Annotated in this window: 16 protein-coding genes; 11 read left to right on the top strand and 5 right to left on the bottom strand. The window is 63.8% G+C overall.

The genetic code is table 11. The annotated features are described in order from the left end of the window. Nucleotides 1-29 precede the first annotated feature (29 nt). Both APH33_RS22715 and APH33_RS22710 read left to right on the top strand, forming a co-directional pair. Nucleotides 30-524: a GNAT family N-acetyltransferase gene (locus APH33_RS22715; RefSeq protein ID WP_054887289.1), complete on the top strand. Its 495-nt coding sequence runs from the start codon at nt 30-32 to the stop codon at nt 522-524. A 130-nt stretch (nt 525-654) separates the two neighbouring features. Continuing rightward, the gene (locus tag APH33_RS22710; RefSeq protein WP_054887288.1) at nt 655-2,745 is read left to right on the top strand and encodes an EAL domain-containing protein; all 2,091 of its coding nucleotides are present in this window, start codon (nt 655-657) and stop codon (nt 2,743-2,745) included. 114 nt (nt 2,746-2,859) lie between these two features. On the opposite strand, the gene APH33_RS22705 is transcribed toward APH33_RS22710, so the two are convergent. After that, nucleotides 2,860-3,684, bottom strand: coding sequence for an aldo/keto reductase (locus APH33_RS22705; protein WP_054887287.1), 825 nt, complete (start codon nt 3,682-3,684; stop codon nt 2,860-2,862). Between the two features lie 225 nt (nt 3,685-3,909). Here APH33_RS22705 and APH33_RS22700 point away from each other — a divergent pair, with 225 nt between their 5' ends. Continuing rightward, nucleotides 3,910-4,788 carry a DMT family transporter gene (locus tag APH33_RS22700; RefSeq protein WP_054887286.1) on the top strand — a complete coding sequence of 293 codons (879 nt, stop codon included), beginning with the start codon at nt 3,910-3,912 and terminating at the stop codon, nt 4,786-4,788. 33 nt (nt 4,789-4,821) lie between these two features. Here the strand turns inward: APH33_RS22700 and APH33_RS22695 are convergent, their stop codons facing one another. Continuing rightward, the gene (locus APH33_RS22695; protein ID WP_054887285.1) at nt 4,822-5,352 is read right to left on the bottom strand and encodes a GNAT family N-acetyltransferase; all 531 of its coding nucleotides are present in this window, start codon (nt 5,350-5,352) and stop codon (nt 4,822-4,824) included. A gap of 124 nt (nt 5,353-5,476) precedes the next feature. Between APH33_RS22695 and APH33_RS22690 the strand changes: the two genes are divergently transcribed. Then, complete coding sequence (locus tag APH33_RS22690; protein ID WP_054887284.1) at nt 5,477-6,100, top strand: glutathione S-transferase family protein; 624 nt, start codon at nt 5,477-5,479, stop codon at nt 6,098-6,100. Between the two features lie 116 nt (nt 6,101-6,216). Here the strand turns inward: APH33_RS22690 and APH33_RS22685 are convergent, their stop codons facing one another. Continuing rightward, complete coding sequence (locus tag APH33_RS22685; RefSeq protein ID WP_054887283.1) at nt 6,217-8,316, bottom strand: TonB-dependent receptor domain-containing protein; 2,100 nt, start codon at nt 8,314-8,316, stop codon at nt 6,217-6,219. Between the two features lie 598 nt (nt 8,317-8,914). Here APH33_RS22685 and APH33_RS22680 point away from each other — a divergent pair. The 7 genes from APH33_RS22680 (at nt 8,915) to APH33_RS22650 (ending at nt 17,863) form a co-directional block, all read left to right on the top strand. After that, nucleotides 8,915-10,498: an ABC transporter substrate-binding protein gene (locus APH33_RS22680; protein WP_249342071.1), complete on the top strand. Its 1,584-nt coding sequence runs from the start codon at nt 8,915-8,917 to the stop codon at nt 10,496-10,498. After that, nucleotides 10,495-11,427, top strand: a complete 933-nt coding sequence (locus tag APH33_RS22675) for an ABC transporter permease (protein ID WP_054887281.1) — start codon at nt 10,495-10,497, stop codon at nt 11,425-11,427. Before APH33_RS22680 ends, APH33_RS22675 begins: the two co-directional genes overlap by 4 nt. Before the next feature lie 21 nt (nt 11,428-11,448). Continuing rightward, nucleotides 11,449-12,693 (top strand): acyl-CoA dehydrogenase family protein, encoded by a 1,245-nt coding sequence (locus tag APH33_RS22670; RefSeq protein ID WP_054887280.1) that lies wholly within the window; start codon nt 11,449-11,451, stop codon nt 12,691-12,693. 13 nt (nt 12,694-12,706) lie between these two features. Further along, nucleotides 12,707-14,029, top strand: coding sequence for an LLM class flavin-dependent oxidoreductase (locus tag APH33_RS22665; protein WP_054887279.1), 1,323 nt, complete (start codon nt 12,707-12,709; stop codon nt 14,027-14,029). A gap of 142 nt (nt 14,030-14,171) precedes the next feature. After that, a complete protein-coding gene (locus tag APH33_RS22660; protein ID WP_054887278.1) occupies nt 14,172-15,227 on the top strand; it encodes an NADP(H)-dependent aldo-keto reductase in 1,056 nt (351 codons plus the stop codon). A 141-nt stretch (nt 15,228-15,368) separates the two neighbouring features. Next, complete coding sequence (locus APH33_RS22655; protein ID WP_054887277.1) at nt 15,369-16,217, top strand: ABC transporter permease; 849 nt, start codon at nt 15,369-15,371, stop codon at nt 16,215-16,217. Beyond that, a complete protein-coding gene (locus APH33_RS22650) occupies nt 16,214-17,863 on the top strand; it encodes an ABC transporter ATP-binding protein (protein WP_054887276.1) in 1,650 nt (549 codons plus the stop codon). The genes APH33_RS22655 and APH33_RS22650 overlap by 4 nt, the downstream gene beginning before the upstream one ends. Nucleotides 17,864-18,319: 456 nt before the next feature. Here APH33_RS22650 and APH33_RS22640 read toward each other — a convergent pair whose 3' ends face one another. Beyond that, nucleotides 18,320-18,523, bottom strand: a complete 204-nt coding sequence (locus APH33_RS22640) for a cold shock domain-containing protein (protein WP_054887274.1) — start codon at nt 18,521-18,523, stop codon at nt 18,320-18,322. Between the two features lie 127 nt (nt 18,524-18,650). After that, nucleotides 18,651-26,525, bottom strand: a complete 7,875-nt coding sequence (locus tag APH33_RS22635; protein ID WP_218187137.1) for an RHS repeat-associated core domain-containing protein — start codon at nt 26,523-26,525, stop codon at nt 18,651-18,653. Nucleotides 26,526-26,640: the final 115 nt, after the last annotated feature.

The following is a 26,640-nucleotide window of genomic DNA, read 5'->3' as shown; positions in this document are numbered from 1 at the left end:
AATGGCCTTTTCCCCGAGCCCACCCAGCCATGCTGCCCATCGAACTGCTGCCCACCACCCCCGACCAGGCCGAACTGATCCGTAACCTCTACCAGTTCTATGCCTATGAGTCCTCCGACTGGGAGCAGGAAGATGTCGAAGTGGACGGCCGTTTCTACATTCACGAAGAGCACCTGCAGCGCTACTGGCAGTCCCCAGGCTGGAGCGCCAGCCTGGTGCTGGCGGACGGTTTCATCGCCGGCTTCGTGCTTGTAGAGCGCAGCGAACTGCCCGGTTTCGACGCGCTGGAGCTGGCCGACCTGTTCATCCTCAAGCGCTATCGGCGCCAGGGCATCGGCCGTGCCGTGGCCAACCAGTTCCTCGCCAGCCCCGGCGACTGGCTGCTGCGTTGCTACGCCCTGGATCCGATCGCGGTGGCGTTCTGCAAGGCCGTGGTAGCCGACCTGCAACGGCCTGTGCAACAGATCTTCCCCGCCGACGAGTCTGACCTGCTCACCTACCAGGTGACGTCCGTCTTTCACTGACCGGCAGCAAAATTCTGTGATCCACTTCACCAAATCCACTCGCAAGGCATAATGCCAGCACTGCCTTACAAGACCCGGCCGCCCTGGCGCGGGGTTCCTTTCGTGCGCGTCGCAGGTTCAGGTAAATTTCATGTCGTTAGTCGCAAGCCCCGACATCATGTACCGGCTGTTGATCCAGAGCGTGGTGGACTATGCCATCTACCTGCTCACCCCCGACGGTATTGTCGCCAACTGGAACCCCGGCGCACAGCGCGCCAAGGGCTACCGCGCCGAGGAGATCGTCGGCCAGCATTACTCGTTGTTCTACAGTGAAGACCAGCGCACGGCCGGCCTGCCTGAGCAGAACCTGGAACAGGCCCGCAGCAGCGGCCGTTTCGAAGAGATCGGTTCGCGCCTGCGCAAGGACGGCACGGCCTTCCACGCCCATGTGGTGATCGAGGCGGTACGTGACGACCACGGCCAGCTGGTCGGCTTCGCCAAGGTCACCCGCGACATTTCCGAGCGCCGCCAGCAGGAGCTGGAGCTGCTGCAAGCCAAGGAACTGGCCGAGCAGTACAGCCAGGAAATGGCCAACCTGTCGCAGTTCCTTGACTCGGTAATTGCCAACATCCCTGCCAGCGTCATCGCCCAGGACCTGGAAAGCCAGCGCATCCTGCTCGCCAACCAACAGGCCGAGCGCCTGTTCGGTGGCGGCGCCAAGCCAATGATCGGCCACACGCCCGCAGAGTGCCTGGCACCGGCCGCCGCGGATTACCTGGAAACCCAGCTCAGCCGTGGGGCGCGCAGCAGCAAGGGCTTTGCCGCCGAAACCCGGGTCGACACCGCCTGTGGCCCGCGCACCCTGCGCAGCCGCGTGCTGCTCAGCCAACAGTGTGAGGGCCAGGCAGATTACGTGCTGTTCGTGGCCGAAGATGCCACCGAAGAGCTGGCCGCCCACGCGCAGATCCACCATATGGCGCACCACGACGCCCTTACCGGGCTGCCCAACCGCACCTTGTTCCATGAGCGCCTCAGGCAGGCCCTGGTGCGCGGTCACGACAACGAGAAGCTCACTGCTGCACTGTGCCTGGACCTGGACAACTTCAAGAACATCAACGACTCCCTCGGCCATGCCTTCGGTGACAAGCTGTTGCGCGCGCTCGGCAAGCGCCTGCGCCGCGAACTGCGCGAGCACGACACCCTGGCCCGCTTGGGCGGTGACGAGTTCGCCGTGGTGCTGACCCATCTGGACAGTCGTGAAGCCGCCTGTAACACGGCCAGGCGCCTGATCGAGGCGATCTGCCCGCCATTCCAGATCGAGGGTCATCAGTTCTCGGTGGGTCTGAGCATCGGCATCGCCATCGCCCCCGACGACAACGACCAGGCCGAGCAGCTGCTCGGCTATGCCGACATGGCGCTGTATGAGGCCAAACGCAACGGCCGTAACCGTTACGAGTGTTTCCACCTGGAACTGGATGTCGCCGCCCGTCAGCGCCGCCTGGTGGAAACCGACCTGCGCACGGCGCTGCACCTGGGGCAGCTGCACCTGCATTACCAGCCGGTGGTGGATCAGCAGACCAACAGCGTGACCGGCTACGAGGCGCTGTTGCGCTGGGAGCACCCGACCCGGGGCATGGTCATGCCGATGGACTTCATCCCCATCGCCGAGGAAACCAGGTTGATCCACGAGCTCGGCACCCGGGCGCTAAACCTGGCGTGCCAGGAGGCGGCCAGCTGGGGAACCGAGCAGACCGTGTCGGTGAACCTGTCGCCGGTACAGTTCAAGAATGCCAACCTGGTCCACAGCGTGGCCCTGGCCCTGGCCGACTCGGGCCTGGCACCGCAGCGCCTGGAGCTGGAGATCACCGAGTCGGTGCTGCTCGGCAACAGCGAAGAAAACGTGCGTACCTTGCGGGCGCTGAAGGACCTGGGCGTGTCGATCTCGCTGGATGACTTTGGTACGGGCTATTCGTCGCTGGGCTATCTGCGTTCGTTCCCGTTCGACCGGATCAAGATCGACAAGTCGTTTGTGCATGACATGTGCGACAGCCGCGAGGCGATGTCGATCATCCGCGCGATTACCGAGCTGTCCAACAGCCTGATGATCAAGACCACGGCCGAAGGGGTGGAGTCGGAGGAGCAGATGCAGCGGCTGCGGGCGGAAGGGTGCTCGCACTTCCAGGGCTATCTGTACGGGCGGCCGGCGCCGGCCAGCGAGCGCTTGAAGCAGGTTTCGGTGTAACTGATCAAGGGCCCATTCGCGGGTAAACCCGCTCCCACAGGTTCTGCACAAGTCTTCAAGCCTGCGGTGAACCCTGTGGGAGCGGGCGTGCCCGCGAAGAGGCCCTGGCAGGACTCAGCTGTTCCAGTCGGGTGCAAACTCCGGGCTGACCACCCGCTGCCCCTTCGGCAACCCGGCAATCAGCGCGCGGTCGGCATCATCCAGCCGCACCTCCAGTGCCGCCAGGTTGGCCAGCTGGTTGTCCCGGCTGCTGGCCTTGGGAATCACCGCCACCCCGTTCTGGTCCAGCAACCACTTCAACGCCACCTGGCTCGGCAGTACGCCATGCTTGCGCGCAATCTCGCGGATCACCGCCTGCTCCGCCGCGCGGCCACGGGCCAGCGGGGTGTAGGCGGTCAGCACCAGGTCATGCTGGCGGGCGTAGTCGAGCAGTGGTTGCTGGTCGAGCAGTACGTGGTATTCGACCTGGATCGCCGACAGTGGCGCGCCCAGTTCCTCGACCACACGGCGCAGCAGGCCGAGCGGGAAGTTGGCCACGCCGATGCTGCGCGCCTTGCCCTCGTCGCGCAATGCCACCAGGGTTTCGATGCTACGGGCCAGGTCCCAGTCCTTGGCGGGCCAGTGGATGTGGAACAGGTCGACCTGCTCGGTGCCCAGCGCCCGCAGGCTGTCTTCCAGCGATTGGCGCATGGCCTTGGGCTCAAGGCGGTCCCACCAGACTTTGGTGGTCAGGTGGATCTGCTCACGCGGCACGCTGCTGTCGCGCAGGGCCTGGCCGACAGCGGCTTCGTTGGCGTAGGCAGTGGCGGTGTCGATGTGCCGGTAACCCAACTCCAGCGCCTGGTGCACGGCGCGGGTGCAGGCGTCGCCGGTCATTGGCCAGGTGCCCAGGCCGATGCAGGGCAGGTCGAGGCCGTTGCGGGTGGTGAGCCGTTGCATGAAAACTCCTTGTTCGAGGTCGAGGGTCCGTCATCGATGGTGCGCGCTTTGCCAGGCACAGACCATGCAGCGGGTGTAGAAAGTGGTCGATAAGCGAACGGAATGGCGAACGTCCCAGGTAAAGCCTGGAATTGAACTTCCTTAAGTTGTCGTATCTCTTCTAGAATCCGTGCTGTCGCACCTTCCCCTGGCGCAGCATGCAGCCACGCCGCCGTCGAGAACGCCATGAGTTCCAGCACACCGCTGTCCGGAGTCAACCAACCCCTGCGCGGCATCGCCCTGGTGGTGGTGGCGACGTTCCTGTTCGCCAGTCACGATGCCTTGTCCAAGTTCCTCGGTGGGCTGTATCCGATCGTCATGGTGGTGTGGGCCCGCTACGTGGTGCACACGCTGCTGATGGCCGGGATCTTCCTGCCCAAGTCGGGCCTGAATGTGCTGCGCACCCGCCGCCCGGTGCTGCAGACCTTGCGGGCGCTGAGCCTGCTGAGTACCAGCCTGCTGTTCACCACCGGCCTGCAATACCTGCCGCTGGCCGAGGCGACCTCGGTCAACTTCCTTGCCCCGGTGCTGGTCACCGCGCTGTCGGCGCCCTTGCTCAAGGAGCGGGTGACGCCTGGGCAGTGGGTGGCGGTGGTGCTGGGCTTCATCGGTGTGCTGGTGGTGGTGCACCCCGGTGGCGCGATGTTCACCCCGGCGATCCTCTATCCGTTCGGTTCGGCGCTGGGCTTCTGCTTCTATCAGCTGCTCACGCGTATCCTGGCGGCCTACGACAGCCCGACCACCAGCAACTTCTACGCCGGGCTGTGCAATACCCTGGTGATGAGTGCGCTGGTGCCGTTCTTCTGGGAAGTGCCGCGCTGGGACCATGCATTGCTGATGCTGGCGCTGGGCGGTTTCGGCATGAGTGCGCACCTGCTGCTGACCCAGGCCTTCCGCCATGCCGCACCAGCGCTGCTGGCGCCGTTCAGCTACTGCCAGATCGTGTTTGCCGGGTTGCTGGGGCTGCTGATTTATGGGCAGGTGCCCGACAGTGCGAGCTTGCTGGGCATTGCCATCATCTGCCTGAGTGGCCTCGGGGCCGCGTGGATGCAGCGCAAGAAATAGAGGCGAATTATTCCAGCCGATGGAGGTGCCGGCTCATCGGTTCCCCGCAGGCACGCGTCGGTACACAGGCCTCGGCGTGCTTGGGTCAAATTCAGTCAGCTGGCTGCCGGCCCGCACGAACCCGGCGCTTTCGGCCAGGCGCTGGCTGGCATGGTTATCGATATCAGTGGTCAGCCACACCTGGGCATCGACGGCGTCCAGCAGGCAGGTCAGCGCCTCACGCATCAGGCCCTGGCCGCTGCTGGCCTGGCTCGCCCAATAGCCCACTTCGTACTGGTCATCGCCAGGGCGCAGGCCGATGCAGCCGATCACTTCACCGCTGTCTGGAGCGAGGATGAAGTAGCGTTTTTCCTTGGCCGGGTCGAGGAACTCCTCGGCGCTCAGTTGCAGTGTTTCCTGCACTTCCTTCAAGGTCCAGTCGGGCTTGGCCCAGGCCAGGAATGGCTGGTGCAGTGCATAGCTGTCGAGCAGTGCCTGGCGCAGTTGCTGGGCGAATGCCGGCGCGGGGCGGACCACCAGGGTGCGGGGCGTGGACAGGGTACGGGGCAGATCGGGGTAGGGCATTGCAGGCCTTCCTGGCGGGTTGATCGGGAAATGTAAGCATAGTTTTGTGTAATCTGTGCGAGCGTCTTCGCAGTTTTTCGTGAACGCCCAAACCGATCATTCAAAGGAAACTGAAGGTCCGCCCATGTCCGACTACACGCTTCATTGCTTCGCCGAATCCGGCAATGCCTACAAGGCTGCGCTGATGCTCGAACTCACCGGCCAGGACTGGCAACCGGTGTTCGTCGATTTCTTCAACGGCCAGACCCGCGACCCGCAATGGCGCGACCAGGTCAACGAGCAGGGCGAAGTGCCCGTACTGGAGCACGCCGGGCAACGGCTGACCCAGTCGGCGTTGATACTCGAATACCTCGCCGAGCGCACCGGCCAGTTCGGCCCGCGTGACGATAACGAGAAGCGCGAGATCTGGCGCTGGATGCTGTTCGACAACCACAAGTTCACCAGCTACTACGCGGCGCTGCGTTTCCTGCTGTGCCTGAAGAAGACGGGTGAGACGGAAGTGACCGCCTTCCTGCGTGAGCGGGCCACGGCGGCGTACCGGATTGTCGATGCGCACCTGGCGAAGGCGCCGTTCATGGTCGGCGGGCGACTGACCATTGCCGACCTGTCGCTGGCGGGGTATGTGTTCATGCCGGAGGATACCGGGATCGTGCTGACCGAGTTCAGCCACATCGAGGCGTGGAAGCAGCGGATTCAGGCGGTGCCGGGGTGGAAGCATCCCTACGAGCTGATGCCCCGTACGGCGTAATTCTGAGCCGGCCTCTTCGCGGGCACGCCCGCTCCCACAGGATCACCACAGCCTTTGATACATGCGCTGTACCTGTGGGAGCGGGCGTGCCCGCGAATGGGCCGCAACAGGAAAAATCAGTACCGAACTTCAACCCCTACATAAGCCCCGATCCCATCCCCCGGCCAGAACGATGCGGTATCCAGCCCGCGCGCGTTGTACACCGGCGTGACTGCCGTCACGTACGCCTTGTTCGCCAGGTTCTTCAGGTCCAGCGACACCTTCCAGTTGCCCTTCGGCGCCTCATACCCCAGGTTCGCCCCCCAGATCGTGTACGACGGCGCATACAGGCTGTTGGCATAGTCCACCGCCGTGCGCGATGCCGATTGCACATTCACACCGGTGTACCAGCCGCTGTGGTCCTGGTATTGCAATTCGCCCTGGTAGATATGCTTGGGCACGCCCGGCAGCTGGTTGTCGCCAAAGGTGTCGTCATGCCGGTAGTAGAAATCGTTGTAGGTGTACGACTGGCGCCAGCGCACCAGGTCGCCCTCGGGGTTGTCCCACAAGCGCGTGTTGAGCCCGGCCTCGACACCCTGGTGGATGGTCGGCGAGGCGTTGAACGCGCCAGTGACCGCCGCCGCCGTAGACGTGGCAGGGATAATCTGCACGTTCAGCAATTCGTCGTGGATCCACGAACGGTACAGCGCCAGGCTGCCGTCGAAGATGCCGTGCGAGCCCTTGATGCCGACTTCGAAGGTATTGGCCTTCTGCTCCACCAGCGGGCGAATGTACGGCAGGGTCGGGCCGGAGCCGGAGTATTCCCATGAGGCGGGCGGGTCGATGCTGCGGCTGAAGTTGGTGAACACCTGCAGTTCGGGGTTGATCTCGTAGCGCAGGCCGATGCGCGGGGCGACGCTCCAGTTGTCGTAGTCGACATGCTGCGGGAAGGTGGTGGTGTTGGGGTTCACCGCGTAGTCGATGTTGACCTTGCGCCGCACGTTGATGAACGATACGCCGCTGGTAAGCCACAGGTTGTCGACCAGGTTGATGTCGTTGCCCAGGGCGATCACCCGGTCGAACGAGTCCTTGTAGTTGACCTGCTTGAGCGACACCTTGTTGCCGTTGGCCGAATCCACCCCACCGCGCAAATGCTGGGTCGAAGTAAAGGCGATATTGCTGCGGCTCTCGTGGCCGAACAGGTAGTCGACGCGGTCATAGCCCAGCAGCAGGCCGAGGTCGTGCCAGTCCCAGTAGCTGGGGTTGCTCGGGCTGCGCGGACTGTTGGTGTGGCGGTAGTCGTGGTACGACAGGCCGAAGGTCAGCCGCGCATCGTCGTCGAAGGTGTAGGTGGTCTTGCTGCCGACCCAGATGCTGCCCGGGCGGCGCGCACCGGCGCCGCTGCTTTCGGCGGTGGCGCTGGCCCGGCGCGGGTGGTGCAGGGCATTGTCGAGGGTGGTGGCGCTGGGGTCGTTGTGGGTTTCGTCGCGGTAGCGCAGCAGCAGGCGGGTTTCCAGTTTCGGGTTGAAGCGGTAGCCGGCGTTGGCGACGATGCCCGAGCTTTTCGACAGGCTGTAGTCGCGGTAGCCGTCGTTGCGGTAGTTGTCGGCCTGCAGGTAGTAATCCAGGCCGCCTTCGACACCGCCGTAGCTGATGCTCTGCTTCTGGTAGTGGTAGCTGCCGGCTTCGGCACGCACGCGCAGGCCGGGGGCGCTATAGCCGCTGTGGTTGACGAAGTTGACCGCGCCGCCGAGGGTCAGCGCGCCATACTGGAAGGCGTTGGCGCCGCGCAGGATCTCGGTGTAGTTGACGCCGCTGGCATTGAGGAATTCGTAAGGGGTACCGCCAGGGCCAGTCAGTGGCAGGCCATCGAAAAGGAACTTGATGCCTTCGCGGAAGTAGCCGGGCGAGGTGTTGGCGCCGGAGCCACGGATCGAGATCTTCGCCGCGTCGTTGCCGCCGGTGGACTGCACGAATACGCCGGGCTGGTAGGCCAGGGTGTCCTGCAAGGTGGCGGTACGGCCTTTGGCGACTTCTTCGCTGTCGACCACGCTGGTGCCACCGGGCACCTCGGCGAGCGCGCTGGCGGCCTGTTGCACTTCAGTCTGCTTGGCGGCCTGCACGGTCACCGTGCCGAGGGTCGGGTCAGCGGCCAGTACCGTGGCCGGGGCCAGCAGGGTGGCCAGAGCGGCGTGGCGGATGGCCAGGCGCAGTGGGTGGGGGTGAATCGCACGCATCGTCGTATTCCTTGAAAGTCATCGTAGGTCCTCGGCGTTCTATGGGAATAGTCAGGCCTGTCGAAAGCGGTAAGAGCAGATTCTGTGCCAGCTGGCAAAAGGCCCAAAGTTGCGGTTTTGCCAAGTAACTGAGTGGGTGGCGATGAACGAAACAGCAAGTTTTGTTGTGGCCGTGTTGTGTTTGAAACAGTGCGGGTTATATACAAATACCCAAACTGAGCAGTGAGCCCTGTGGGAGCGGGTTCACCCGCGAATGCAATGGCAGGGCCACCGCCGCATTCGCGGGTAAACCCGCTCCCACAGGGTTATGCGCTGCCTGGCTGTCTGTATTTCAACAGTAGATGGGCAGTTTGTTTGGCTGGAGTGTCTGAAGGGTTGCTGGCATCCAGTAAATACGTGGAAATAAGGCTGGCACGACATCTGCAATAGGACTTTATGTAGCCGTCTATATAAAGAGCCTGCTGTGCAGCCAAATACCCGACTATTCAATTCATGCCTGTTGGCCAGTGCGCTGTTAGTTGCCGCCTGTTCACCCGCCACGCCCCCGCAGACCCAGTCGACCCTCAAGGGCGAAGCGGTCAGCGAGGTGAACGGCGTGATGCGCTACCCGGCCAGCGACTTCGTCGAGCAGCAACGCGGCCAGCGCGGCGGGACCTTGCGCGTATCGGCAGCGACCGATGCCGGCAGCTTCGACATCCATGCGCTGTCCCACGGCAACATGCAGTGGATGGGCCGCACCCTGTTCGACTGCCTGGTCTACCAGGCCGAGGATGGCACCCTCACGCCGTGGCTGGCGAAGAGCTGGACGATCAGCGCCGACGGCCTGACCTACACCTTCCACCTGCGCGACGACGTCACCTTCAGCGACGGCGAGCGCTTCGACGCGGAAGCGGTGCGGGTCAACCTCGAACACATGCGCGACCCGAAGACCAAGTCGCCGCTGGCGGCTGCCTACATCGCGCCGTACTTGAACGGCCGGGTGGTCGATGCGTTCACCTTCGAAGCCACCTTGCGCGAACCTTATGCGCCGTTTCTCGATGTGCTGTCGCAAGCCTGGCTGGGGATGATTTCGCCACGGCAGATCATCGAGGCGCCCGCGACCATCGCCAGTCGGCCGATCGGCACCGGGCCGTTCGTATTGACCGGCTGGGTGCGTGACCAGCGCGCCAGCTTCGCCCGCCGCACGGGCTACCACTGGGCGCCACCTGCGATCCATCACCAGGGCGAGGCCTACCTGGACGGCATTGAATTGAGCTACGTGCCCGAAGCGATGATCCGCTACACCTCGCTGGAAGCTGGCGACAGCGACATGGCCCTGGACGCCCCGGCGCAGAATGCTGCAGCGATCCGCGCCAACCCGCAGCTGACCCTGCGCAACCGCATCCGCAAGGGCAACCCGGCGCGCAGCATTACCTTCAATGTCGAGCGCGTACCGTTCGATGACGTGCGGGTGCGCCAGGCCGTGGCCAAGGCCATCGACCGCGACGGCCTGGCGTGGATCTCCGGCTTCGGCGAGTACCAGGCCAAGGGTGACTTTCTGGCGCTGAACACCCCCGGCTATGACCCGGTGGCACGCGATGCCCTGGCCTTCGACCCCGCCGAAGCGGGCCGGCTGCTGGATGCCGCCGGCTGGACCGGGCGTGATGCCGAGGGCTACCGCAGCCGCGACGGCCAGCGCCTCGGGGCGACGCTGCTGACCTACGACAACCCGGCGTTCCCGGCCAATGTTTCGGTGGCGGCCCAGGCCGACCTGCGCAAAGTGGGCTTCGACCTGCGCATCGAGCTGCTGCCGATCAGCAAGGTCATGGAACTGCGCTACCGCGGCAACTTCGATGCCCTCGGCGGCGGCTACTGGCACACCAATACAGCCGACGGCCTGTACATCCTCTACCACAGCCAGTCGATCCCCAGCGCCCGAATGATCGGCCAGAACGTCGGCCACTTCCGCGACGCCAGCCTCGACCAGTTGCTCGGTGACGCCCGGCGCAGCACCCAGCCGGCGCAGCGCCGCGCGCTGTATCGCCAGGCCCAGCAGCGCCTGGGCGAGACCGTGCCGGCCGTGCCCTCGGTGGAAAGCCAGATGCTGCTGGCCTATCGCAACGCAGTCGGCGGCGTGCTGTTCGACGGTTCGCACAACGTTCCCCTGTTCACCAGCGTGTGGCTGGCAAAGGAGCAACCATGACATTGCTGGCCACTTTGCTGCGCCGCCTGCGTGACGGCCTGATCGTGTTGTGGGCGGCGGCCAGCCTGACCTTCTTCGGCATGCAGCACAGCGGTGGTGACACCGCACTGGCGATTCTCGGCGGCCCGGATGCCATGCCGAGCGAAGCGCTGCTGGCCCAGGTGCGTGCCGAATACGGCCTCGATCAGCCGCTGTGGGTGCAATACGGGCATTACCTGTTGCGCCTGGGCAAGGGTGAGCTGGGCGAGTCGTACCGACTGCGCATTCCGGTCGGCCAGGCGATTGCCGAGCAGGCCGGTGCGACCCTGGCCCTGGCCAGCAGCGCGGCAGTGCTGGCAGTGCTGCTGGCACTGGCTTCGGCATTGCTTACCGCCAACCGTGGGCGCCGTCTGCGGGCGCTGGTGTCGGGCATCGAACTGGTGCTCTCGTCAGCCCCCAACTTCGTGATCGGTACGGTGCTGCTGCTGGCGTTCGCTTTCTACTTCCATGTGCTGCCGCCGTCCGGTTCAAGCGGCTGGCGCTCGCTGGTGCTGCCGAGCCTGGCCCTGGCATTGCCGATTGCGGCGGTGCTGGCCCAGGTGCTGCGCCAATCGCTGGAGCAGGTACTGGAACAACCCTTCATCACCCAGGCCCGCGCCCGCGGCATGGGTGATACCGCCGTGCGCCTGCGCCATGCCTTGCGCCACGCCCTGGTGCCGCTGGTGACCCTGGCCGGCTACGTGTTCGCCAGCCTGCTCGGTGGGGCGGTGGTGCTGGAACTGTTGTTCGGCCGCCAGGGCATTGGCCGGCTGATGCTCGACGCCACCGCCACCAAGGACGTGCCGCTGGTGCTCGGCGTGACCCTGCTGGCAGCGGCGCTCTACGTGCTGGTCAACCTGCTGGTGGACCTGGCGACCCAGGCCATCGACCCGCGCACCGCACGCCCCTGAATTCACGAAAAAGGAACTGCCATGAGTCAATCCTCGATTACCGATGCCGATCTGGATGAGCGTTTTGCGCCGATCTACGCGCGCATTGCCGAAGGCGCAGTGGCCCGCGAGCAGCAACGCACCCTGGCCCATGAACCGGTGGCCTGGCTGCGCGAAGCCGGCCTTGGCGCCCTGCGCGTGCCCCGCAGCCACGGCGGCCTTGGCGCGAGCTTGCCGCAGTTGCTGCGCCAGTTGGTGCGCCTGGGCCAGGCCGATTCCAACCTGCCGCAGATCTTCCGCGCCCACTTCGGCTTTGTCGAAGGGCGACTGTCGTCCAACGACGCCGCTTCCCAGGACTACTGGTTCGCCCGTGTGGTGGCCGGTGAGCTGTGGGGCGCGGCCATGGCCGAGCGCACCGACAGCACCGGCAATACCGTGCAGCTCAGCGAGGACGAGGGCGGTTACTACCTGGACGGTGAGAAGTACTACTGCACCGGCACTCTGTACGCCGACTGGGTCGCGGCGGTGGCCAACCACCGTGACGACTTCGTCAGCCTGGCGGTACCGACCCGTGCGCCGGGGGTGGAGCGGGTCGATGACTGGGATGGTTTCGGCCAGCGCCTGACCGGCAGTGGTACCACGCGGTTCACGCACGTGAAGGTACAGCCTGAGCATCTGTTGCGTCGCTTCGCCAAAGGGGAGTTGCGCGCTGAGTCGTATCTCACCGCGTTCTACCAGGCGGTGCACCTGGCCACGCTGGCCGGCATCAGCCGAGCGGTGCTGGCCGATGCAGTGGCCTTCGTCAAGGGCCGCACCCGCGCCTTTGGTGTGCCTGGGCACTCGCAACCGGCCGCCGACCCGCTGGTGCAGGCGGTGATCGGCCGGTTGTCGAGCCTCGCTTTCGCCGCCGAGGCCCAGGTGGCTGCGGTGGGCCAGAGCCTGCAGGCGGTGTTCGAAGCGGGGCAGCGAGGCGAGGTGCCCGAGCAGCTCTACACCGACGCTGAGATCCACGCGTTCCAGGCCCAGCAGATTGTCCTGCCGCAAGTGCTGCAGGCCAGCACCTTGCTGTTCGAGGTCGGCGGCGCCTCGGCCACCAGCAATACCCGGCGCCTCGACCGCCACTGGCGCAACGCTCGGACCCTGGCTTCGCACAACCCGGCGATCTACCGCGAGCAGGCGCTGGGCGACTACTACCTCAACGGCATCAGCCCGGCCCAGGCCTGGCGCGCCCGCCACGCCGCCGCCAGTGAAGGGCAGGGCAGCGGCGACGAAGCCAGCGCAGTCTGATCAGGAGAACCGCATGAGCAGCAAACAGATGAGCCTGGGCATGAACATCCTCGGCTTCGGCTCGCATTCCGGCGCCTGGCGCCAGGGCGAGGCGGCACTCGACGCCTATATCGACGTCAACTACTACCGCGACATCGCACGCATTTCCGAGCACGGCTGCCTGGACGCGATCTTCCTCGCCGACGGCCCGGCTCTGCCGCCGGACGTGTCCGCGCAACCCGGCGGCCGCCTGGAGCCGACTGTGCTGCTCACCGCCGTGGCCGCCGCCACCGAGCGCATCGGCGTGATCGCCACCTGCTCCAGCACCTACAACGAACCGTTCAACCTGGCCCGGCGCATCGCCTCGCTGGACCATATCAGCGGCGGCCGCGCGGCCTGGAACGTAGTCACCAATGCCGGTGATGCCGCAGCGCAGAACTTCGGCCTGGCTGGCGCGCCGCTGCATGTCGACCGCTACGGGCGAGCCGAAGAGTTCGTCGAGGTGACCCTGAAGCTGTGGGACAGCTGGGAAGACGACGCGATCATCGGCGACCGCGCCGGCGGCCGCTTCGCCGACCCGCGCAAGGTCCACACCCTGGACTTCCAGGGCAAGCACTTTCAGGTCAAGGGCCCGCTGAACCTGCCGCGCTCGCCCCAGGGCCGGCCGGTGCTGGTGCAGGCCGGTTCCTCCGAAGGCGGCAAGGCGCTGGGTTCACGTTATGCCGACGCGATCTTCACCACCCAGACTACCCTGGCCGACGGCCAGGCGTTCTACCAGGAGATGAAAGCCCGCGCCAAGGCCTGGGGGCGTGACCCGCAGCACCTGAAGATCATGCCCGGCCTGTCGACGGTGATCGGCAGTACCGAGGCCGAGGCCCATGCCCGCTTCGACCAGCTCAACGCCTGGCACGGCGAACACGGCCTGCTGCAGCAGGTGGCGGGGCGCATCGGCATCGATGCCAGCGAGCTGGACCCAGATGCGCCGTTGCCTTGGGATCGGATTGGCGCGGTGGCGGATTTCGAGCGTGGTTCCCACGGGTTTCTGCAAGCCCAGCTGAACCTGGCGCGCAGCGAGAACCTGACCATTCGCCAGCTGTCGCGGCGGATCCTGGTGGGGCATCGGTTGGCTGTAGGTACCCCGGAGCAGGTCGCCGATACCTTGGCCGAGTGGTTCCTGGCCGGGGCAGGGGATGGCTTCAACATCATGCCTGACATGTTCCCGTCGGGCGCGCGGGTGTTCGTCGAGGAAGTGGTGCCGCTGCTGCAGAAGCGCGGCTTGTTCCGGACCGAGTACACCGGCACCACCTTGCGCGAGCACCTCGGCTTACCCAAGGCGCATAACCAGTTCGCAGCCTAGGGGGCGCTCTGCGCCCCTTTCGCGACGCAAGGCCGCTCCTACAGGAAACCGCGATCCCTTGTAGGAGCGGCCTTGCGTCGCGAAAGGGCTGCAAAGCAGCCCCAGGATCTTGAACCCAACACACATTCATCAGGAAAAACCAATGCGCTACCGCTCCCTCGGCCACACCGACCTCCAGGTCAGCCTGCTCAGCCTCGGCACCATGACCTGGGGCCACCAGAACACCGAACAGGACGCCCACCAGCAACTGGACGCCGCCATCGCCGCCGGCATCAACTTCATCGACACCGCCGAGATGTACCCCACGCCCACCCGCGCCGAAACCTGGACCACCACCGAGCGCTACCTCGGTAACTGGATCAAAGCCCGCAGTAACCGCGACAGGCTCATCCTCGCCAGCAAGATCGCCGGCCCCGCCCGCGACCCCGGTGGCCAGGCGCACATCCGCGATGGCCTGTCGCACCACGACCGCAAGAACATCGTCGCCGCTCTGGAAGGCAGCCTGCGCCGGCTGAACACCGACTACCTGGACCTTTACCAGCTGCACTGGCCCGACCGCACCAGCAACTTCTTCGGCATCCGCGAATACCCCTATGCCGATGACCACCCGGAAACCGCTGCCATCGAAGAAACCCTGGCGGTACTCGACGAGCAGGTCAAGGCTGGCAAGGTGCGCCATATCGGCGTGTCCAACGAAACGCCGTGGGGTGTTGCGCAGTTTCTGCGGCACAGCGAGCACAAGGGCCTGGCGCGTATCGCCAGCATCCAGAACCCGTACAGCCTGCTCAACCGCTTGTATGAAAACGGCCTGTCGGAGTTCAGCCATCGCGAAGGGATCAGCCTGCTGGCCTATTCGCCGCTGGCGTTCGGGGCGTTGACCGGCAAGTACCTGAACGGCGCCAGGCCTGAGGGTTCGCGGTTGTCGTCGCTGTATCGCACGTTCAATCGCTATGGCAGCGAGGAAGCCAACAGCGCCATCGCTAGCTATGTGCAGATTGCGCAGGCGCATGGGCTGACGCCAGCGCAACTGGCCCTGGCCTTCGTGATTCGCCAGCCATTCGTGGCCAGTGCGATTACCGGGCAGACCACCCTGTTGCAGTTGGAGGAAAACCTGAGTGCGCTGGATGTGCACCTGAGCGACGAATTGCTGGCCGCAATCCAGGCCGTGCACCGCCGCACTCCCAACCCGGCACCGTAGCCCACATGGCAAGGGCTGCGCCCTTGTTCGCGGCTAAAGCCGCTCCCACAGGATCACCACCCTGCTGGAACCAGTGGAGATCCCTGTGGGAGCGGCTTTAGCCGCGAAGAGGCCGGCACAGGCGACACAAGAAGGACAGACATGAACACGATCGCATTGACACCCACCACCGTGCCCCACAACTGGCAGGTTCGCCCAGGCATTACCCTGGCCTGGGTCATCCTGGCCCTGCTCCTGCTGGCTGTAGCCTTCCCCAGCTGGCTCTCCCCAACCGACCCCCTGGCCGCCGACGCCCGCCTGGCCTACCTCCCACCCAACAGCACCTTCTGGCTCGGCACCGACGAAAACGGCCGCGACGTGCTCAGCCGCCTGATCCACGGCGCCCGCCCATCGCTCTACATCGGCCTGGCCGCCACCCTGGTCGGTCTAGGCCTTGGCACTTCGCTCGGCCTGCTCGCAGGCCTGGCTCCCGCCTGGCTGGACAACCTGCTGATGCGCGCCGTCGATGTCCTGCTGGCGTTCCCCGACCTGCTGCTGGCGCTGGTCATCATCACCCTGTTCGGCCAGGGCACCAGCAACCTGATCCTCGCCGTCGGCATCGCTTCGGTGCCGCGCTACGCCCGTTTGGTCCGTGCCCAGACCCTGACCATCCGCCACGCCGGCTTCGTCGAAGCCGCCGTCACGCTGGGCCGCAGTCGCTCGGCGGTGGTGCTGGCCCATGTGCTGCCCAACGCCGTGCAACCGGTACTGATCCTGGCCTGCATCGGCCTGGGCGGCGCCATCACCGCCGCCGCCGCGCTGAGCTTCCTGGGCTTCGGCGCCCCACCGCCTGCGCCCGAGTGGGGCGCGATGATGGCCGTGGCGCGCAACTTCATGGCCAACGCACCCTGGCTGATGGCCTGGCCGGCGCTGGCGATCACCCTGACTGTCATTTCCATCACCGTCATCGGCCGCGACTGGTTGCGCCGTAGCGAGGGCAGAAACCCATGAGCATCTTCGAACAGCACCCGGCACCCTTGGTGGACATCCGCGACCTGCGCGTGAGCTTCAACGGCGTGCCGGTGGTGCACGGCGTCGACCTGCAACTGCACGCCGGACAGTGCCTGGCACTGGTAGGCGAATCCGGCTCGGGCAAAAGTGTGACGGCCCGTACCCTGGTCGGCCTGACCGGGGCCGGTGCCCAGGTGCAGGCAAAGCGCCTGGCGTTTGCCGGGCAGGACCTGCGCCGGCTTGGCGAAACGGACTGGCAGCGTTTGCGCGGTGGGCGCATCGGCTTCGTCATGCAGGATGCGCTGGGTTCGCTCGACCCGCTGCGCAGGGTCGGCGCCGAGATCGAAGAGCCGCTGCTGTTGCACACTGGCCTGACCGCTGAACAGCGTCGCTTGCGTGTGCTCGAACTACTGCGCCAGGTCGGCGTGCCCGAGCCCGAAGTCCGCGCTCGGCAATATCCATGGCAGCTGTCCGGTGGCCTGCGACAACGGGCACTGATCGCCTCGGCCATCGCCTGCCAGCCGCGCCTGCTGATCGCCGACGAGCCCACCACCGCGCTGGATGCAACAGTGCAGGCGCAGATCCTCGACCTGCTGGAACACCTGCGCGCCCGCGACAACAGCCTGCTGATGGTCAGCCATGACCTGGCCGTGGTTGCACGCCTGGCCGACTGGGTAGCGGTGATGCGCCATGGCGTGGTGGTCGAGCAGGGCACGGTCGAACAGATCCTGCAGGACCCGCAGGACCCTTACACCCAACGCCTGCTGAGCGCAGCGCGAGCAGTGCATTTTCAGCGTCCGTCGGTCCCGGCGCTTTCGCTGGTGGAGGCCCCCGTGGACGAGCAACCGGTAGTGCTGGAGGCGCGTGGCCTGCACAAGGCTTTCGTCGGGCCGGATGGCCAGATGCGTCAGGTGCTGAACGATGTGTCGCTGCAAGTGCGTGCCGGTCAGACGCTCGGCGTGGTCGGTGAATCCGGCTCTGGCAAGAGCACACTGGGGCGGATCCTGCTGGGGCTGGAGCGGCCGGAGCAGGGTAGCGTGCACTTGGCCGGGCAGGACTGGCTGGCGTTGTCCGCCGCACAGCAACGCCAGGCACGACAGGGCATCCAGGTAGTGTTCCAGGACCCGCTGGCCTCGTTCGACCCACGCTACACCGTGATGCGGGTGCTGGCCGAAGCGCTGGCCCAGGCGGGCGTGCCGCGTGGGTTGCGGCGTACCGAGGCGGCCGCGTTGCTGGAGCGGGTGCAGTTGCCGGTGGGGCTGCTCGAGCGTCGTCCGCTGGAGTTGTCGGGTGGGCAGCGGCAACGCATCGCGATTGCCCGGGCGCTGGCGATGAAACCCAAGGTGCTGGTGCTGGATGAGCCGGTGTCGGCGCTGGATGTGTCGGTGCAGGCGCGGATTCTGGCGTTGCTGGCGGAGCTCAAGGCGGAGTTGGGCCTGGCTTGTCTGTTCATCTCCCATGACCTTGGGGTGGTGGAGCAGGTCAGTGACCAGGTGCTGGTGATGCAAGGGGGGAGGGTGGTGGAGCAAGGGGCGGTGGCGCAGGTGCTTGGGCAGCCGCGTCATGCTTACACCCGGGCTTTGCTCGATGCAGTGCCGCATCTGCCGGCAGCGCGGCCTAGCTGGTTTGAGCGGATTGCGGTGTAAACCTGGCACAGCTGCCCACCCCATGATATTCATTCTGCAGCAGCCCAAGTCACCTGCGTCGATCCTGATCATGGCCTCGATGCATGAACTGGAGTCGCTGCGGGCTTTGCTCGAATCCGCTTTGATCCAGGTGCAGATGCCTACTGGGCCTCGGACTTTGCACTGAGGTTCAAGTGATGTGCTAGCTGGTCTGGCCTCTTCGCGGGCACGCCCGCTCCCACAGGGGGGCGCGCATCCATGTGGGAGCGGGCTTGCCCGCGAAAGGGCCCGACCAGGCAATAGAGATTTCAGGGAGATTGACCAAAGATCACAGGCGACACCTAATGCACCGTCGGCAAGACCACCTTCTTCCAAGGTGAAAACCAGTCCCACCCGCTGTTGCGCGCAGCATTGATGGGCTGGGGGCGGATATTGGCTACAGCCGGTGTTGTGAAGCTTGCTATCCGCCCCTGCCTTTCACTTGAGCTTTACGTCCTTGGCATAATACTTGTCGCCCCGTTTCTCAACATCGAACGTCACCTCGTCGCCGTTCTTCAAATTCAAAGAACCCACCGCCTCTCGCTCCAGGATGACATCGTCTTCTTCGATCTCGAGATCCAGGAAACCTGCTTTCAGCGTGGTGTTGTACATCTTCACCTTCGCAACCCTTTGTGTACTCATGCTTCTCGCTCCTCAAGGATGCAACGCGTTTGTGAAGCGCCAGTCTTGATCCATCACACAGAAATGGAAACTGGCATTTTTGCCAGGTGCCGATCGCCCATTTCAGCAACCGGCAAACGCCCTGACCTCAAGTCAACAGATGTCCATCTACTCCGTAGTCCCAGCTATGGCGTTCCTCCAGCGGAATGGAGTAACGCCCCCATGGCGAGATCGGGGTGGAAGTGTCACCGGTTGCAATGGTCTTGAAGGTAGCGCCGGAGTTGTACGCGATAAAGCCATCGACCGCGTAGCCTGTTATCCACGCTGCGCTGCTCGCCAGGCGTGAACGGGTCGCAAAGTTGTTCAGCCGGTGGGCCGCGCGTAAGGCTCTGCCGTAAGCCCCCATGCGTGCATAGCGCGGATTGGCAAGGCGGATGGGTTGTGCCCCGCCCAGATAGTCCAGCATCCAGCCACCGCCTGCTTTGAGCGTGGCCAGCACGCCGCGCCTGGCAGGTTCCGCCGCTCGGCCGATACCGCCAAGTGCGCCGAGTTCCTGCATCGCGTATGCAGCCGGGCTCACGGCATTGCGCGCGAGCCTTGTGCCGGCCATGAACCGACGCAGCGTTTTGCCGGCCTGGCGCACCGAGTGCATTACATGTTTGATCCAGCCCGGTATCTTCTTGATCAACCCCAGCGCAGTTTCAAACAGCGAAGCCACCGCGAACGCCAGCGAGGCATAGCCAAGCTTCCTGGACAGCTCGGGGTTGGACTTGGCCGTTAGTACCGAAGCCACCTCAAAGCCGAACGAGAGTACCGCGCAGGTTGTCATGGCGATGAACAAGACCGAAGCCGCACCACCGGTCATGATCGAGGCGGCGATGCCCACTACCGTCAGCACCGCCGACAAGGCCAGGCCGCGCCAGCGGCCATCTACCGCAAAGGGCTTGGTCTCGCGCAGCTTCCGCTCGTAATATGCCACCTCCTGGTCCTGGCCCCAACGGCTGAGCATGATCGCGCCACTGGGGTCGTGCAGGTTTACCGGGTCGGGGCAGTGGGCGTAGTCGTTGATTCCCCCTTCACCGAACGGGCTCAGCCAGTCGGGCTGGGCATAGCGGCGCAGGGTCGGGTCGTAGCTGCGGTAACCGTTGCCTGCATGGTATTGGCCGGTCACCGGGTCGCGGCGCATGCCGTTGTAGCCACTGACCAGCCCTTTGAGCGCAGTGCCCTCGCCGAACGGCAGCAGCGGCGCCAATTGTAGCTGCCCATCGCAGACCTGCCCGACGATGCCCACCTGCGGGTCGTCGATCAGCCAGCGCACCTGGTCGTCGTCATATTGCGCCAGGCCGGGCGAAATGCAGGTGCTGCGGGTAGCGTTGCCAGTTTTGTCGTAGCACACCTCGCCAATCAGCTCATCACCGTCATAACGCAGTTCGCGCGTGGTCTGGTCCAGTTCGCAGTATTGCGCCGCCAGGCGTTGCAGGCCGTCGTATTCATAGCGGGCGAGCAGTGCGCCTCTTTCATCCTTGACGCTGCTCAGTTGGCCGGCGGCCGTATAGGCAAGGGCGCGTTGGCCATCGGCTTGCAATTGGCCGTTTTTGTTCCAGCTCAGTCTGCGGGTCTGCTGGCCGGTTTTCACTGCGCTCAGGCGGGTCGGATCCGTGGCTGTACCGTAATTGAAGGTTTCTGTTACCGCATCGCCCTTGAACGGGGTGCTGGTGCAACTGGTCAGGTTGTCCAGGCTGTCCCAGGTGAACGTCTGGGCCTTGATCGGCGTGCCTTTGCCATCGTGAGGGCAGAGCGCCGCCTGCCTGGCATTGCAGGTATAGCTTTCGAGGCGGTCGAGCTGATCGTAGGTGAAACGTTCGGTGCGCAGCAGCTTGCCGTCCTGGTAACTTGCCTTGCTTTCCAGACGGCCATCGCCACGCCAGGCCATGCGCTGGCTGAAGCAAGGGGCGCCGTTGCGCAGGAAGGTGCGCTCGGTTTCGCGGTTGAAACCGTCCCGCTCACTGTGCACCTGCCACTGCCCGGCACCGGTCAGTGCGTGCACCTGGCGCACCTGTAAGCGGCCAAGCTCGTCGTAGCGGTACAGCACATCCTCGTGCTCCTGGCAGCTGCGCAGCATTCGTCCTTCACCGTCGAGAAACACCCGTTGGGTGCGGCCGTCTGCGCGCAGGGCAGCGATGCTCTGCCCGCGCAGCGTTTGCCATTCGTTGCCCAGCAGCGTGCCGCGTGGCGTTCTTTCAACGGTCTGCCGGCGGCCGGGCACCTGGGCGCTGATGAGGGTGTGTTGCCAGCCGATGCCGGTTTCGGTGGGCTCGGCCTTTAGTTTTGCCACGCCGTCCTTGTTCGTCTGGCTGAACAGTGCGCTGCCATCGGCCTCCAAGCGTGTGCCCTTGGCATCGCGCAGCGTCTGCAGCTGGGTTTTGTCGGGCAGCGTCACGGTCTGGTCGTTTAGCCCGTATTCGCGGCTGCCTACTTTTCGGGTTTTCAGCTTGCCGGGATCGGTGACTGTCTGGGTGGCAATCACATTGCCGTCGACGGTCAGCCGGGTGACTTGGTTGCTGAAGCCGTGGTAGGTGCGCTCGATCGTGCTGGTATCCGGCCGGGTGACTTTGGTTACCCGGCCGAGAAGGTCGCGTTCGAGTGAGTAGGCAAGGGTCTGCTTACCCACGGTGCGGGCGTGATGGGTGATGTGGCCGTTGGCGTCGTATTTTTGGTCGAGTTGCAGGTGCTGGGTGCTGGCGTGATCCGCCCATTGCACCGAGTGTTCGAAAGTGCCGTTGGATCTGACGGTACGGGTGGTTGTTCGCTTCGACAGGCAGAGAGGGCCCAAGCCCTGTTGCTCGATTGTTTTTACCTCTTGGTCTTCCGAGGCTAGAGATACAACTGAATAGACTTGAGAAAAAGTTGATTTCCATAGTAGATCCAGAGCTATCTCTTCAAGCTTAGTTGAGATGTTTGTTTCTGAAATATATGGTCCAAGGGAAAAACATGCGAATACATCTCGTATGTTTTTGATGGGAGGGGCTTTGCTGAAGTCCCGCGGAATGGGCAGCGCTACGCGTCCAGTCTCAGACTCGTGATTTTGGACCATTATTGCATCTGTCAAACCCTCCGAGTCCTTGAGTTTGGCGAGGTTTTGGATGTATTTCATTAGTCGGTATTCATCAGTAATTCTTAAGCCCGCGTCCCTAGCTGCTGCTCGGATTTTGACATAAGCTACGCCAATAGTGTTCACGTCATAAGAATCATTTTCGAGTCTGAGTGGTGATCGGCGATGTGGTTTTTGGGAGTCCACCTGCTGAAGGAACCTGCATACTGATGCCACAAATGTTGTATAGCTTCTGTGTGTTGTGAGTGTATGTTCATCGCGCTCATTGAGCGTATCTGCTGTTTGCAAATAGACATCGGAAACATTTGCCTGTTTGTCGACTGGAACCTGATCATCTTGGCTCCCCAAGGCTTCTTGCTCCAGCCATGGCTGCCTCCCGGCCAGCCCGCGTAAAGGCCTATCCTTGCGCACCGCCTGCCCACCCGGCAGGTAATCCCACGCCCAACTCCCGAGTAGGGCAGCCTCGTCCAGGCCCGAATAGCAGCATTCATCCACCGGTACATAGTTTTCGTCGGCCGCTCTACGCCACGCACTACGCCAGGCCCGTTGCAAGCCATCCAGACAGGAGAGACTCTGGCTTTTGTCCTTATGAGTCCGTTCAACCTGTTTACCATTGTCTTTGTAGGCCGAGTCGATGCGCTCATCAGCGTCCTGCTTGTCTGCCTTGCCGGTGCTACCGGAGGCCAGCACGTAGCGTGTTTCCTGAGTGACCCGCCCCAAGGCATCACGTTGCCAATGGGTCTCGACGCCATTCTCGACCTTTTGCAGGGCGCGCCTGCTGTAGCGCGAGCGCAACTCCTTGCTGACCTGCGCAGTCCCCGCTGCAGTCGTGGTGCTGACCGTCACCCGGATACCTCCTTCGTTGGGGTTGTCGACGAACTTCTGCTCGTGGATCAGTTCCATGGACTGGTCTGCATGGTGGCTGGTCTGCTTGCTGGTAATCGACCACTCCTGCACCTTGCTTTCATTGCTGGCGGTTTTCTTGCTGGTGGGGGCTGTCGTTGCGCTGCTGACCTGGTGCCACAGCACCTCGCTGCCGCTCAACTGCCATGAGGTGTCCTCGCCCAGGGTGTCGTTCACCAGCGTGCCGCGGATGCCGTGCACCAGCACCACCTCGGCCAGTTCCAGATAATCGTGGCCAGCACGGGTTACCTTTTCATATCCGTAGAGTTTCAGGCCCTGAGGGTTGCCATACTCGTCACATTGGTACTCCGCCATCAGCGGTGCGCTGGCATAGGCTGGAACGAATGGGCACTCCAGTGCCGGCACTTTGCTCAGCTTTTCCACACCCGCAAGCGTGATCTGGTTTTGCGTCTGGTCACCGTAGTAGCTGTAGTGAACGCCATGCGAGCCACTGGTATAAAGGCGCAGCGGGTTACCCTGCCTATCGGTCACTACGGTGGTCGCCTCGACCGTTTTGCCCAGGTTTTCGCGCTGTGCCTTCGGCGCCAGGCTGAGCATGTGCGCGATTGCCGCCTGGAGCCGCTTGCGGTTCTTGCCGGAATAGCCCCACAGCAATTGCAACACAGCCTGTTGGCGCTCTACGGGTGGAGCGTCGGCGCCGATCTGCAGCTGTGAATCACCGCTGAACCTGACGACCATGTTCTCGATAACGGCTGCGAGTTCATCGCCCAGGCCGGTATAACGGATGGTGGTGGTGGTCTGCTCATGGCGCAGGACGAAGTCCAGCCAATGGGTGTGTGCTGAACCGACCCCTTGCAGCAGGGGTGTACGGTTGCCCGCTGTATCCAGGCCATAGCCGTGCAAGTCATGCTGGATCTCAGCATGTGGGCCGGATTCAACGGCAGTGATGAACAGTTGGTCATCGGGGTTCTGGAAGCTGCCGGTATAGGTGTAACGATGGATGTGGTTCTGCTGCCCACCGCCCGGCAGCAGGGCATGCAACACCACCCGGGGCAGGGCGGGCGAGCTTTTCAATGTGGCGTCCTTTTTCACGTATTGGACGCATTCGACGGAACCGTCCTGCTCCTGCAGGCGGCACAGTACCCTGTCCAGGGTCGGGTCGTCGTCATAGCCGCAATCGACCTGTTGCAGAACTTTCTTGCCCTGCACACGCTTGAGTGTGCGCAGCAGGAATTGCTCAAGCTTCAGCTCTACGCTGAACGCTTCGTCGCTTCCCGGCCACAACTGCATCTTCACCTGGCTACCGGCCTTGACCTGCGGGTCGTCATACGTTGCGGTGAACAGCTCGGTGTCGCCACTTTTTATGCTCATCAGCAGGAACTGACCGTTCTGGCGCTTCCATTGCAAATCCAGTGCTTCGCCGTATTGCGAGACGATGCGCGAAGGCAGCAGTTGTACGAATGGCCGCTCATACATGGCGATACGCCGGTCCAGGTCTTTGGTCTTGCCGTGGCTCTCCCAGGCGCTGACTGCCTCGCTGTAATCGATCGCTGCAGCCGCGTGGTAGCCGATGGGGCTTATGACCAACAATATCCACTGGGTCCAGGCATCAGGCCAGGTTGGGTATTGCGGCACGCTTTTGGCCTTGATCGCTTTCAAGATTTGGAGCACTTTCTTGCGAAACTCATCGTTGGGCTCGATTGTGTCGCTGCCTGGCGCGGCCGGTTTGCTGAGGATTTCCTTCCGCCCACTCGGGAATTCGACGGTGAACTCAGAGTAATCTTTGTTGCACGTCACCCGGCAAGCCTGGGTCTTGACGGCCTCACCTGCACTCAATTGCTTCCACTGCTCGTCGCTGAACACCACCGGCGTGCCATCGGCCAGCGTGAGCACACGGTGGTCGGCTACCTGTGTGGAGCTGGTGATGATCCTGGAGAAACGCCAGGCCCAGCCATCGCCCAGGCCAGCTTCGTTGGCTCGCAGCGCCGAGTAGTGCAGGGTCAGGTCGCATACCGGCCCCAGGCCGTGCAGGCCTTGCAGGGTGGCGATTGGGTAGTGGGCATGGAACAACCCGCTGCGCTCGTCCACACCGGTGCGGTCCTGGTTGCTGGTGTCGAACACCTCGGAGTGGTTGGTGTTGCCGTAGTCTTCGCACAGGAAACTGATTTCCTCGTACTCCCTCATGGGGGCAGGAGGGGTGAACTCGACTGCTTGTGTCCCGTGCCAGAAGTGGGTGGGGTGGAAGGCACCGATATGGCCCACGGTCAGTGCGGTACTGTCCCGGGCGCTTTCCGGATAGGTCAGGTGCAGGTCGTACACGCCGTTTTTGATCGGCCCCACCCAGGTAACCTGGGTGTCGCTGACGTCCACCGGCCAGATGGGGTGTTCACTACGCTGCGGCACACAGGCAGCAACCCGGTAGCCTTTGTCATGCGCGGTCCTGTCAAGGCGGAATACCAGCTCGCCGTTCAAGTCAGTTACGTCGATCTGCACGCTGGCAACCTTTGATGCCACCTTGAACTGCGCTTGTTCAACGGGCATGCGGCCGGGCCAGTCGTCGGTCTCGAGCAGGTAGTTGACGTAATCGCCATCGCTCCAGGTTTTACCGTCGCCGACGTTGTCCACCGTTACCTGCAGCTCGCTGAACCGAAGCACGCGAAGCGGCTCGGTACTGGCACCGATCTGTACCTCCGGCCAAGCCTGGGCTTTGAGGAAGTCGGCCAATGCCTCTAGCCACGACGTCCGGTCGTTGACCTGATCAGCATCCTGAGGTTTGAACAACGCACGGTGCAGCAGCTGGCGGCTGAACGGGTGGCGCACGGTCACCAGCACCGCATGTTCCGGGTCGGCCTTCCAGGCTGACAGCAGGGTGGCACCTGGCAGCAGGTCGGCTGCATCTGGCAGTGTGGTGAAGATGCGCAGCGCGTCACCGCGCTGCCAGAGCCGCAGCTGGTCCGCTTCGTCAGCCCGAGCAGCCTGTGGATCGTACGTGGCCACGCGTAGGTAGGGCGAGACCGGCGAAGCGTTCAGCGCCCTGGCCCAGGCTGCCGGCCATTTGCCTGCGGCGCGTTGGGATTCGCCAGGTGTCCATTGATGTTGAGCGAGCAAACGATGGGTGAAGGCGTCGTAAACCCAGGCCTGCAGGGTTTGTCCGTCCTCCAGCGGTTGCTCGGCCTCAACCGCCTGGCTCTGCCACCAACGCGCCTCGGTAAGGGTTACGCTCAGCTCGGCGCACTGCGGCACCCAGAAGGCATTGCCGCTGGGTGCAGGGGTCACGCTGCTCCCTTCGAGCACGCCCGCCCGCAGCAGGCGGCTGTCACGGTTGATCTGCTCGCACAACGCTTTGGACCACTGCTCGCCAGCCTGAGCGGCAGTAGGGGTAAAGAAGTGATGTTCGTATAGCGCTTGGGTCGTCAGGTCGCGTACTTGCAGGCACAGCGTGTCGCCCTGCCTCGGGCTGAACGACTCGTCGCAGGCCAGGGCCTGTACGATGTTGGCGGCAAACGGCGCGGTGCTGAAGGCGCGATAGCGTGAAGGGCTCCACAGGCGAAGGGGTTCGCTCGCCGTTGAAAAGTTGTTGTCAGCGCTCCAGCCACCGGCGGTGATCGGTTCACCGGCCGCCGCTAGATGGTCGGCAAAGGCTTTTGGCCACTGGCTGATGGAGAGCTCGCCCTTTTGCGCCGTGTAATCGATCTTGCGTATGTCGCCATTCAGCCGGTCGATGAGAACGGCGCTCAGCACTTCGCCTTCGACCAATGCACGGCCGGCCTTGATCGTGCTGCTGGTGCTCCAGCCAGTATCGATACTGCCGAGCCGCTCAAGCGAAAAGTCGCTCATGTCGGGGAGAAAACCGTTATTTCGGGTGGTGATCGCGTAGGGTATCGAGACGGCACGCATTGCCTCCCTGGGCTCATCGATTTCGTGCACCGTCAGCTTGAGCTTCAAGGTGGTGCGCAAGTCTACTGACCAGTCTTTCTTGTGTGCTTCAACCCGGCTTTGGTCGCCGATCTTGCGGAAGAACGGTTGTACAGGCAGGTGAGCGTTCACGCTTTCCACAAATGCATCGATACGCCCGAGCAGGTTGTCGTCATCGGTGGTGTAGTCGAGAACGCAGGGCCAAGATTTGATCGGCTCATTACTGGGGCCATCACGAAGACAGATT

Origin of the sequence: Pseudomonas sp. NBRC 111130, from assembly GCF_001320485.1 — a bacterium.
GTDB lineage: Bacteria > Pseudomonadota > Gammaproteobacteria > Pseudomonadales > Pseudomonadaceae > Aquipseudomonas > Aquipseudomonas vlassakiae.
The sequence above is the reverse complement of the archived record's forward strand: the minus strand, read 5'-3'. Positions and strand labels throughout refer to the sequence as shown.